General features: G+C 61.5%; 10 protein-coding genes. 6 read left to right on the forward strand and 4 right to left on the reverse strand.

Annotated features, from left to right (window positions below):
* The first annotated feature begins 109 nt into the window (after positions 1-109).
* Positions 110-826, forward strand: a complete 717-nt coding sequence (locus B2G71_RS11590; RefSeq protein ID WP_098105931.1) for a DUF6629 family protein — start codon at positions 110-112, stop codon at positions 824-826.
* 425 nt (positions 827-1251) lie between these two features.
* Positions 1252-2718, forward strand: coding sequence for a cardiolipin synthase (gene cls, locus B2G71_RS11595; protein WP_098105932.1), 1467 nt, complete (start codon positions 1252-1254; stop codon positions 2716-2718).
* A 45-nt stretch (positions 2719-2763) separates the two neighbouring features.
* Here cls and B2G71_RS11600 read toward each other — a convergent pair whose 3' ends face one another.
* The 3 genes from B2G71_RS11600 to B2G71_RS11610 form a co-directional block, all read right to left on the reverse strand.
* On the reverse strand, positions 2764-3558 hold the full coding sequence (locus tag B2G71_RS11600; protein WP_240530123.1) for a lysophospholipid acyltransferase family protein: 795 nt from the start codon (positions 3556-3558) through the stop codon (positions 2764-2766).
* 154 nt (positions 3559-3712) lie between these two features.
* Positions 3713-6151 (reverse strand): phosphoenolpyruvate synthase, encoded by a 2439-nt coding sequence (gene ppsA, locus B2G71_RS11605; protein WP_098105934.1) that lies wholly within the window; start codon positions 6149-6151, stop codon positions 3713-3715.
* A gap of 90 nt (positions 6152-6241) precedes the next feature.
* The gene (locus B2G71_RS11610) at positions 6242-6613 is read right to left on the reverse strand and encodes a hypothetical protein (protein ID WP_229710113.1); all 372 of its coding nucleotides are present in this window, start codon (positions 6611-6613) and stop codon (positions 6242-6244) included.
* Positions 6614-6802: 189 nt separating this feature from the next.
* Between B2G71_RS11610 and B2G71_RS11615 the strand changes: the two genes are divergently transcribed.
* From B2G71_RS11615 to B2G71_RS11630, 4 genes are all read left to right on the forward strand, one after another.
* Positions 6803-7441 carry an RNA polymerase sigma factor gene (locus B2G71_RS11615; RefSeq protein ID WP_098105935.1) on the forward strand — a complete coding sequence of 213 codons (639 nt, stop codon included), beginning with the start codon at positions 6803-6805 and terminating at the stop codon, positions 7439-7441.
* A 154-nt stretch (positions 7442-7595) separates the two neighbouring features.
* On the forward strand, positions 7596-8801 hold the full coding sequence (locus B2G71_RS11620; RefSeq protein WP_098105936.1) for a cyclopropane-fatty-acyl-phospholipid synthase family protein: 1206 nt from the start codon (positions 7596-7598) through the stop codon (positions 8799-8801).
* Entirely contained in the window at positions 8798-9526 is a 729-nt protein-coding gene (locus tag B2G71_RS11625; RefSeq protein WP_098105937.1) for a lycopene cyclase domain-containing protein, read from the forward strand. Before B2G71_RS11620 ends, B2G71_RS11625 begins: the two co-directional genes overlap by 4 nt.
* 37 nt (positions 9527-9563) lie before the next feature.
* The gene (locus B2G71_RS11630) at positions 9564-11162 is read left to right on the forward strand and encodes an AarF/UbiB family protein (protein WP_098105938.1); all 1599 of its coding nucleotides are present in this window, start codon (positions 9564-9566) and stop codon (positions 11160-11162) included.
* A gap of 131 nt (positions 11163-11293) precedes the next feature.
* Here the strand turns inward: B2G71_RS11630 and B2G71_RS11635 are convergent, their stop codons facing one another.
* Entirely contained in the window at positions 11294-11743 is a 450-nt protein-coding gene (locus B2G71_RS11635; RefSeq protein ID WP_098105939.1) for an ion channel, read from the reverse strand.
* Between the last annotated feature and the right edge of the window lie 5 nt (positions 11744-11748).

The raw sequence follows: 11748 nt of genomic DNA on the forward strand, positions 1-11748 counted from the left end.
AATGGTCTCGCCACGAACGCGGTCGACCATCTTCTCCCGGCAATGGCGATCCCCGCCGCAAGGGCTTGCTCCAGTTTGGCCTTCCCGCCGACAGCGAAGCAGGGCTGACATGTGCTTCTCAGCCGAAGCCAGCTTTGCAGCCGCTGCCGTGCTCCTGCCAGCCGGGCTCGCGAGCAGCTATATCGCATTCCGGACAGATCGCCGTTATCTCGGAATCTGCGCCCTGCCCTTCCTGTTCGGCATCCAGCAGTTGTTCGAAGGCCTGGTCTGGACGTCCGGCTCTGCAAGCGATCTCGCGGCGGTCCAACGTTTCACGCTTGCGTACATGTTCTTCTCCTGGCTGGCCTGGCCGGTCTGGGTGCCCTCGGCAATCTTCTTTCTCGAACCGGGCCACCGCAAACCGCTTTATCTCGGCTTTACCGTCTTGGGCGCGGTCCTCGGCGGTGGACAATACCTGCCCTATTTTGTGCATGAAGACTGGATGTCCGTGACATTTCTTCCGCATGCGATTTCCTATGGCGGAATCATGCTGTTCGATTTTCTTGTCGCCCGCGAGCTTACCGTCGTCATCTATTTCACCGCGGTCATTTTGCCTCTGCTTCTCGCTTCGCGCCCCGAGGTTCGGATATTTGGACTTCTGGTCGCATTCGTATTTTTGGTGACCAATCTCTTTTTCCGTTTTGCTTATATTTCGGTCTTTTGCTTTGGCGGCGCGCTGATGTCCCTCTATCTTTTGGCGATGATCTGGTGGAAAGCTCGCGAGCCAGGCACCGATACGGCCACCAACGTAACCGATGGGCCCGTAGCGGAGAAGTCTGCCGGATAACGTGGCAAAGACAACTGAGACCGCGCTTGTGAATTCGATTGTGACTATGCCTCCCAGCCCGAGTGCCGGCGACGCGGCTTGTGGCGTGGCCGTCATGCTTGGCCGGGAAGGCGCCATTATCGCGGTCAAAGAGGGAGACCGGCCTCTCGCGGTTCGACTGGCCGCCGCCGTCGGAACACAGGAGAGGTCCGTGGCCGCGCCAGCGATAACGCTGAACCAAGGGAGGGCGCTCGACGCTCTCCTTACCTATGGCGTTATCGTCAACGCAGCTGGCGTTCCGTCGCCGAGCAACCAACTTCCGCGCTCTGACGATGTCGCGTATCCGTCGAGCTTTCCCGCAGGGCGCCGCTGCCGGCGAGAATCTCGCTCCAGATTGACGAATTGCGTAACATCGCCCGAGGGAGATTTGACCAGAGCCGTTTGGCATGGGCCCCGATGAAAGGGAACTGACCGTGACAAATCTCGGTGCTATCGACCCTCTCGGCCTTGGCTACTTCGCGGTCGAATGGGCAATTCGGATTATAATGCTGGTGGTCGTGCCGTTCCGGCGCTCGCCCGAAGCCGCGCGCGGCTGGCTGCTTCTCGTCTTCTTCCTGCCGATCCCGGCGCTCGTTCTCTATCTGATAATCGGACGCCCCACCTATCCACGGTGGCGGAGGCGGCGCTTCGACGCTGCCCAAGATCTCCTCGCCAGAGCCTCGCGCGAAATCAAACATTCACAGCATTGCTGTCGGCCGGACTTGCCGGAACGATTCTTGCCGGCCGCGCTTCTGATCGAACAGCTTGGCCAGTTCCCGACGCTCGGTAGCAATAGTGTTGAATTTCTATCGGACTATGACGGCATGGTAGACCGACTGGTCGCCGACATCGAGAACGCCGCCGACCATATTCACATCCTGATGTATATGTTTGCCGACGATCTCACCGGCGGGCGAGTAGTCGATGCGCTGCTGCGGGCGGCTGAACGCGGCGTCGCATGCCGGGTATTGATCGACGCTCTGGGCTCGCGTCCCTGGGCGCGCCGCCTGAGACGGCGCCTCGCATCGGGCGGCGTCGAGATTGAACGTGCACTTCCCGTCACCTTCTTCCAGCGGCGCTCAACGCGGGTCGACCTGCGCAATCACCGCAAGATCGTCATCATCGACGGGCGCTACGGCTACATCGGCTCTCAGAATCTGATAGCGGCGGAGTTCTCTCCGGGTCTCGTCAACAGCGAACTTGTAGCGCGAACCAGCGGGCCGGTCGTACTCGAATTCCAGGCCGTGTTTGTCGCCGACTGGTTTCTCGAGACAGGGCGCGTACTGGACAGTCCAGCGCTCTTCCCCCATCACCATCCACGCGCCGGAGCCGTTGCCCAACTGTTACCCAGCGGTCCCGATTACCCCATATCCGGTGCAGAACGGCTGATCGTCGCGCTCGTCCATGGCGCTCGTCACCGCATCGCGATCACCACACCCTATTTCATTCCCGACGAGGCCTTGTTGAAGGCGCTGCAAACAGCAGTCCTGCGCGGCGTCGAGGTTAGACTTATATTATCGCGTATTGCCGATCACCCCTTGGTCGGTCTTGCGCAGCGTTCCTATTATGATGAACTGCTGCGGGCCGGAGTCGCCATTCACCTATTCGATGATGGCTTTCTCCATGCCAAGCACCTCACGATCGACGACGAAATCGCCGTTATCGGTTCAAGCAATATCGATATACGTTCCTTCCTGTTGAACGGTGAAGCCAGCTTGATCATCTACGATAGGACCGCGACTGCGGGCCTTCAGGCGGAACAGGCGCTCAATATCGCGAGAGGCGAGCGCCTGGCACCGGAGCAATGGAGTCAGCGTCCGTTGCTCGCGAAGACTGTCGAGAATGTCGCCCGTTTGCTCAGTCCGCTTCTCTAAATCGGCGGACCGCTCCCAGCGAAGAAAGAGTAACATGCATCGACCCTATTCGACCGGCGTTGCAGCCGCATGCACCGCCTGCATCTGCTGCTCGCCGTAGCGAGCGAAATCGGCCAGGCTCAACCCGGCCGGGATGACGGAAAGATAGGTCACCGTAATCGTGCCCCGCCGTTTGCGACGAGAAGCGACACCCCAGAACTTCCCCGAATCGACTACGACAGGCAAAGCCGGCGCGCCCAACCTCTTGTAGAGCAGATCGACGCCGCGCTTGAATTGGATCGGTTCGCTCGGACATCTGCGCGTTCCTTCCGGAAAGATCAGCACCGATCGCCCGGCGGCGAGCGCGGCAGCGCCCTCCTCTATCATTGTCCGAAGCGCCGCCGCGCCATCGGACCGATCTATGATGATCATCGGCGACCGGCGCAGGAACCAACCCAGCACCGGGATTCGCAACAGCTCTCGTTTTGCGATAATCGCGACATCGGGAAACAGCACGAGCGCCGCCAGCGTCTCCCAGGTCGACTGATGGTTGCAGATGATGAGGCAGGGTTCATGCGGAATGTGGCCGCGCCCTTGTTCGACACAGTTGAGCCCGACGATCCAGGCGAGTTCGACAAGCACGCCCCGCGCCCAGATCCGCGTGAACTTGCGGACAAGCCGTGGCGGCGAGCCAGCAAACCACAAGAGCGGAATCACTGGCGCGAACAGCGCTGTCCATAGCGCCCACGCGAAATCGAAAATCCGGGACCGCAACGCCTCCACAGCATGGTTCGCACCGTCGCTCCACCGGCTGTATTGCTTGCCGGGAATCCTGCGCGGTCGAGCTCGTGTGCGATTCACGTCAATATACCTTCATCGTCGGCATGGCGGACGCTTGCTCCCCAGACACCCGCGTCTGTGGGATTCGATCCGCAAACTGCTGCACGATCCAGATCGCCACGCTGTCGTTGGGCAGCGCAGGGTGAGTTCGCCCGCAGAGGGTCATGGCCTCATTCTATTGCGCGGTTTCAGTGCTGCGGGTCGCAGTGTCGGTTCGGCTTCCGGACGCGAGTGCTCGCTCGACCTCGGCGACATGGCGGATCGTCGCCACGAAGCTGTCCGGATTGAGCGAGATTGAATCGATACCCTCCTGCACGAGAAAAGCCGCGAACTCGGGATAGTTGCTGGGAGCCTGTCCGCAGATGCCGACCTTGATTCCGGCATCATGGGCCTTGACGATGGCCTCGTCGATCAAGCGGGTGACTGCTTCACTTCGTTCATCGAACAACGGTGCAAGATCGCCCGAGTCGCGGTCGACGCCAAGCGTCAACTGGGTCAGATCGTTGCTGCCGATCGAAAACCCGTCGAAACGCGTCGCGAACTGCTCGGCAAGGATGACGTTCGACGGGATCTCGCACATCATGTAGACTTCGAGGTCTGCGGCGCCCCGAGCGAGCCCATTTTCCGCCATCACTTCCAGCACACGATCCGCCTCTGCGGGTGTCCGGCAGAAAGGCACCATGACGATGACATTGCGAAAGCCGATGTCCTCGCGAACACGTTTCAGCGCGCGACATTCAAGCGCAAAGCCTTCGCGATAGCGTTCATCATAATAGCGCGAGGCGCCCCGGAACCCAAGCATCGGATTTTCTTCGCTCGGCTCGAAGGCGGCTCCGCCCAGGAGATGGGCATACTCATTCGTCTTGAAGTCGCTCAACCGCACGATCACGGGATATGGGTGGTAAACCGCGGCGATCTTGGCGATGCCAAGTGCGAGCGTCTCGATGAAGAATTCGGCCGGATTGGCAAACCCCGAGGTCAGCGCGCGAATCTGGCGCAGCTCGGAAGCGTCGGTGACGCGCTCGGGGTGCAGCAAGGCCATCGGATGCGCCTTGATCGCATTGCTGACGATGAACTCCATACGGGCTAGCCCGACGCCCTTTGCCGGCAGACGCCACCAGCGCAATGCGGCCGCCGGACTTGCAAGGTTCACCATGATCGCGGTGCGGGTATCGGGTATCGCGGCAAGATCAATATCTTCGGCATCGAAGGCGAGCGCGCCCTCGTAAACGTGGCCACGATCGCCTTCTGCGCAGGACAAGGTTATCGCCTGGCCTTCGCTCAGCACATCGGTGCCGTTACCGGTGCCAACGATCGCCGGCACACCGAGTTCGCGGCTGACGATCGCCGCGTGGCTCGTCGTACCGCCATGATCGGTGACAATGCCCGCAGCGCGCTTCATGACCGGCACCCAGTCGGGATCGGTCATCTCGGTCACGAGGATCGCACCGTCCCTGAAACGGTCGATATCGGCAGGGCTGCGAATGATGCATACCGCACCGGTCGCGATCGCCTCACCGATCGCCGAGCCGGTGAGCAACGTCTTGCCCTTCTCCTTCAGGCGATAGGTTCTCAACCTGGCGGTCTGGCGGCTGGACTGCACCGTCTCGGGACGCGCCTGGACAATGAACAATTCGTCCGTCTCGCCGTCCTTGGCCCATTCCATGTCCATTGGCCGGCCGTAATGATCTTCGATGAGCATGGCCCAACGCGCCAGCTGGAGCACTTCTTCATCGTCGAGTACAAAGGACTCGCGCTCCCGCCTCGTCGTATCGCGAAGCACGGTGCGCGCGCTGCCGCCCCGTGCATAGACAAGCTTGCGTTCTTTCTCGCCCAATGTGCGCTCGATGATCGGGCGCACCCGCAGCTCATCGAGCAGCGGTTTGAAGACCAGATATTTGTCGGGATTCACGCTTCCCTGAACGACGGTCTCGCCCAGCCCCCAGGCGGCGCTGACCACGACCGTTCTCGGAAAGCCCGTCTCCGTGTCGATCGAGAACATGACACCGGATCCGGCGAGGTCGGAACGGACCATGCGCTGCACGCCGATCGACAAAGCGACCTTCAAATGATCGAAGTTCTTCGCCTCACGGTAGCTGATCGCGCGATCGGTAAACAGCGATGCAAAGCAGCGGCGGCAGGCATCGAGGAGTTCGCGTTCGCCGCGAACATTGAGGAATGTCTCCTGCTGGCCGGCGAAGCTGGCATCCGGCAGGTCTTCGGCCGTCGCGCTGCTGCGCACAGCCACGCCCAGCTCATGGACGCCTGCGGCGCGTGAGAGACCCTGATAGGCCTCGCGAATCGCCTCGGCCATCGCTGTCGGAAACTCGCCTTCCAGGAACAGGCGACGAATCGCCTCGCCTGTTTCATGCAGTGGCGACCTTCCCGACTTGAAGGCGGCAATCTGCGCTCGCAAAGACGATTCGATGCCGTTGGCATCAATATAGTCGCGAAAGGCGTGCGCTGTCGTGGCGAACCCGTCGGGGACAGCAAGGCCGGCGCTGCGCATGGTCCGCACCATATTCGAAAGAGACGCATTCTTGCCCCCGACCGTGGCGACATCGCCGGCCGCCGGGTCGTCAAAACCGAGAATATAGACGGGCTCCGCGTTCATGATTGTCTCCTTGCCAGTATCAACCTTTGTCAATTTAGCGCGATCGCGACCCTGCTCTCCAAGCCGGCTTCGCAACCGTCCGAGGCGGTGTCAGGGCCGCCGCAATTCGACGATATCGTGGCGCTCGACCGTTCCCGACGTCACAGTGGCATTTGCAAAATGCTCGTCGATGATCTGCTGTATCCGCACAGTACCGACCTCGGTCCGCCGATAGCTCGGTGGCCCTTTGGGCCCATGCGGATGCTCGGATACGCGATAGACTGTCAGCTCCTGACCGGGCTCGGCACCATCGGCGCTACCGATGCAGACGACAAGGTCGTTGCCCGCCGCGCGCACAACGGTCCCGCGCATGAAGACGCTGTGGCCGATACCTGGCGTATGGCTCTGTGTGGATTGGGCGTAGGCGCCCACCGGGACGAGGGTAACGGCCATGGCCGTGAGGATGGCGGGTAGAAACTTCATCGAAGGCCTCTTTGCATCGGGGATCTTGCCGTGTGGCGAGCGGATCCCGAGGCCGCTCGCCCGCCGCCGGTAAAATACCGGCCTGCGTTGGTTAGGACGATGGCTCGCGCCTAACATTACAGCGAACAGCTTCTCGCATTTGTGCGTAATGTTTGGCGCGCTCCGCCGTCTAACAAATGGAGGTTCTTGATGGTTGATGACCCCGCAAAAGACGCACGACACAAAGCAGCAGAGCCGTCCGAAATGGTCGCGGCGGTCAGAAGGGCACTGGTGGAAAGCCGCCGCGATCTCCTCAAGTTCCTGCGCCGTCGTCTCCACAGTCATGACGAGGCTGAGGAAGTGTTGCAGCGTTTCATCCTGAAAGCGCTCGAACGCTCGGGCGATCTGCGCGATGTCCGCACGGTTCGCGGCTGGCTCGGACGGGTGCTTGCGACAACGATCGTCGACCATCAGCGCGCGGCGGCAACACGGCGGCGGCGCGAGCATGGCGTGGATCCCGTTGTGCTCGCCAATATGGCCGAAACGCTGATCGAACCCGACGAGGAGATCGACGACGCGGTCTGTCAATGCCTCTACAAGCTGCTGCCGACACTCAAGGCGGAATATGCCGCGGTCATCTGGCGTGTCGATTTGCTCGGCGAGCCCCGGGACAGGGTTGCCGTTAGTCTCGGGATCACGCTCAACAATGTCACGGTCCGGCTGCATCGCGCGCGCCAGGCGCTCAAACAGCGGCTCGAACAGATGTGCCACATCTGTGTCATCCACGGGTTCCTGGATTGCCAGTGCAGCGATGCCCAGCGATTGCGCCAGCTGCGCGAAGCCCCCTGACGATCTGCCGCGGCGAATGTGTAAGGAATCCTCTCGTCCGCCGTCTGTGACTAGGCCTCGTCTTGGCTGGGAAGGATGATCACTGATGCAGAACTTCGTTTCGTCACCGGGAACAGCGCGTTCCTTTCCGTTACTTTCGCGGTTGCTTCACTCCATGATCCGAACGGGGCAGTTGACCGTCATCGATCATCGTGGACGATCGCATGAATTCCTCGGCCATCGTCCCGGCCCCCAAGTGGCCGTGCGCCTGCGCGACCCGAAGCTGCCTCTGCGCCTCGCGCTCAATCCCTCGCTCGCGTTCGGAGAGGCCTATATGGAGGGCGCGCTGACGCTGGAGCGTGGCTCGCTTCACGACCTTCTCCATCTGGCGATCGACGGGCTGGAGGCGTTCGATCGCCATCCGATCCAGCGCCTGCGGGCGAGGACCGGCCGCAACCGAGGCCCGCGCAACCATCACCGCCGCGCGCGCGCCAACGTCGCGCATCACTATGATCTCTCGGGCGCGCTCTATGATCTGTTTCTCGATTCCGATCGCCAATATTCCTGCGCCTATTTCCCCTCCGGGGACGAGACGCTCGAGGAAGCACAGGCGGCCAAGAAACGGCATCTGGCCGCAAAGCTGCTGCTCGAGCCCGGATGCGAGGTGCTCGATATCGGTTCGGGCTGGGGCGGGCTCGCGCTTGAGCTTGCGCAGGCGGCGAAGGCGAATGTAACGGGCGTCACGCTCTCGACCGAACAGCTCGCGGCTGCACGCGCGCGCGCCGAGGCGGCGGGCCTCTCCCGCCAGGTCCGGTTCGAACTCCGGGATTATCGTGAGGAGATGGGTCTTTACGACCGGGTCGTCTCGGTCGGAATGTTCGAACATGTCGGACCGCCGGATTATTCCACCTTCTTCAAATCGGTGGCACGCACACTCAAACCCGATGGCGTTGCGCTCATCCACTCGATCGGGCGCATGGAGCCGCCCGGAGGCGCCGATCCCTGGATAAGCAAATATATCTTCCCCGGCGGGTATATCCCGGCATTGTCGGAGGTGGTGGCAGCCGTCGAAAAGTCGGGCTTGTGGATCACCGACATCGAGATCCTGCGGGTGCATTATGCCGATACGCTGAGGCACTGGCACGAACGGTTCCAGGCACGGCGCGCCGAAGCGGCTGAACTCTATGACGAACGTTTCTGCCGTATGTGGGAATTTTACCTTGCGGCCTGCGAAATGCTGTTCCGCCACGGGCCGCTGATGGTGTTCCAGCTGCAACTGGCCCATCGCCGGGACGCGGTCCCCCTGACCCGCGACTACATCACCGATTACGATCGCAGCGAACCGGTAGACGCACCGTTGCAATTCCGGCAACGCGCGTGACCGGCTATCACTACATCTGGCTATTTTGGGCACTGGCCTTTCTCCTGGCATTTATCGTCATCTACGGCTCATTTCGTGAGCACAGGACGCTGATGCTGCGGGCTGCGCTCGGTACCGCGCCCTTCGGTTTGAGCGAGCCGCTGTTCGTGCCGGCCTATTGGTCTCCACCGAGCCTCTTCGATCTCGCACAAAGGACCGGCTTTGATCTGGAGAGCATCATCTTTTCATTCAGCATCGGCGGGATCGGCGCGGTGCTCTATAATCTGGCGGCACGGCGGGTCACACGCCCGGTTTCGCCGCATGGCCCGCACCGGTTCCATCGCTTCGCGCTGGCAGTGCCGGTTGTGGTCTTCCTGCCGCTGCTCACGCTGGGGTGGAATCCAATCTACCCGGCTGTGATCGCCATGGCGGCCGGGGCTGGAGCCGCAGTTCTGTGCCGCCCGGATCTTGGTGCCAAGACGCTCTATGGCGGTCTGCTTTTCCTCGCCTTCTACGCAATCTTCATGATTGGCCTTCGGTTCAGCGCACAGGGCTACATCGAACATGTCTGGAACTTGCCGGCACTTTCGGGGCTGCTGCCTGTCGGAATACCGCTCGAGGAATTGTTGTTCGGCGGCGCATTCGGCCTCTACTGGGCGAGTGTCTATGAGCACTTGACCTGGACGCGACCTTTGCCCCGAGCAAAGCATGGATTTGCGCGCACCGATTTGAAGGGGCGCGTTTAGGCGGCCATGGTGGCGAACGAAGAGGCGGGCATCGATAATGCTAGCTGCAAGGTTCTTGCGCATCGGCGGAGCGGTGTTCGGTCTCCTGATCGTTGCTGTTTACGAACGACTCCGAAGCGGCACGGACAACCGTTCGACGCTGCCTGATCGGCTGCGCGCGACCCTTGAGCGCCTGGGCCCGACCTTTATCAAGGTCGGCCAGGGGCTCAGCCTGCGCCGCGACCTTTTGCCCGACCGGTACATTGCGGCGCTGAGCAAGCTTCAGGCGGACGCCAGGCCATTCCCGCAGGCCGCCGCCAGGCATGAGATCGAGACTGGCCTCGGCAAGCCAATCCACGACCTGTTCAGTTCATTTGACGAGACCCCGCTCGCCGCCGCATCGATCGCGCAGGTGCACCGTGCCCAAATGCCGGACGGCCGCGAAGCGATCATCAAGGTGCGACGCCCGCGGATAAGGTCGCAGATCGATCGTGACATGCGCGCGCTGATAGGGCTGCTGCGCCTGCTGTGCGCCCTGTCCTCCAGAATCGCGCGCTTCGAGCCAGTGCGCCTGGCGCATGAGATCTGGACAAATCTGCGCCGCGAGACCGACTTCCGGCTCGAAGCACGAGCCGTTCGCCGTTTCGCCGATGCATTTGCGGATTGGGAAACGGTCCACGTCCCCGAAGTTATCGATGACCTCATCTCCGAAACCGTGCTTGTCCAGGAATTCTCCTCAGGCCGCCTGCTCTCCGATGCGGCCCTGGCCGGCTCTGGGCCTCGCTACGCCGCCAACCTCGTAGAAATCTATCTGCACCAGATCTTCGTATTGGGTTTCTTCCATGGCGATCCCCATCCCGGGAACCTCTTCTTCATGGACGCTGGAACAATCTGCTTTCATGATTTCGGACTGACCGGCCAGCTCGACCATGCGACGCGGCGGCGGCTGGCGCTGTTCGTTCAAGCCTTTATTCATCAGGATGCCGACTGGATGCTAGATGCGGCAGTCGAACTCGGACTGCTACGGATCTCCGGTGAACGGCAGGCAATCGTCCACGGCTTAGAGGAGCTCCTGACCGAATACGCGTCGCTTCCGATGCGGCAATGGTCGATGGCGGACCTGTTCCTTCGTATTTCGCGGCTGGGTAACAGGGAGTCTGTACTGTTGCCCCATTATCTGATTGTCCTCATGCGAGCCCTGTTTCTTGTCGAGCATGCATTGCATACGCTCGACCCGGCGATGAATGTTCTCGATACCCTCATTGAAAGGGGCAACGCTGCAATCATGGCCCTGGCCGAGGGTCCGTCACATGCAGCGCTTTCGCGACTGAGATTTGAGGCTGGCCTTGCGGTTTATGACCTGCCAGGCGCCGCTGCGGCGTGGCTTTCCGAGGTCCGGCGGGAGGGGTTTCATCCCGCGCTTCAGATTCATCTGCCGCAGATCGAGCGAACCGAAGCCGGTCTGGAACGCACGGGCAACCGGCTTGCGCTGGCTCTCGTAACCCTCGGACTATACATTGCCTCGTCGCTGCTCATGCAGCATAGCATCGGCCCGCGCATCCTGGGCATGCCCCTGCTCGCTCTGGTCGGCTATTTCCTCGCGCTATGGTATACGCTGCGCCTCTCGCGCGCGATTGCCCGATCCGGGCGCCTGTGACGGCTTCGCCTCGAGAGCCTCCGCATTTTGTCCCGTGGCGGCTGTCGGCTCTCCAGTGTGAGGAAAGGTGTTGGTGACGCGAAAATTATTCTGTTCTGTGAGGGCGTTCCGAAATTCGGACCCTCCTCCCTCTACGGACCCTTTTCAATGATCCGCTCTTCCTCCTCCTCGCGCACATCGCTGACAAATTCGATCAGGAACGCCGTACTGAGGCCGAACATGATCAGGCCGTTGGCGGCGACAACCGCAGACAGGAGCCGGACATCCTCAGCAAGAACGACGTCTCCAAAACCCAATGTCGTGAGTGACACGGTGGCGAAATAGAGCGCCGGCTCAAGCGAGCCGAAAGCGCCGAGCCACAGGAACAGACCGGCCCACAACCATGCCGCGAAGGTCAGTGCGGCCAGCATCCAGATCGTTGCGGCCGCGAGCATCAGCATGCTTGCCAGCCGGCTACTCCGAAGGCGCGGGGGCACGAGGTGGTCTGATGCGGCGAAGGCCGCGGCAACAAAGCCCGCCTGCGCGATCATCGTCACCGCCACCACCAGTGCGCCGAGCAGCAGTTGCGCGGCAATACTCATGTTTG

The sequence above is a fragment of the Novosphingobium sp. PC22D genome, assembly GCF_002556635.1.
Taxonomy (GTDB): domain Bacteria; phylum Pseudomonadota; class Alphaproteobacteria; order Sphingomonadales; family Sphingomonadaceae; genus Novosphingobium.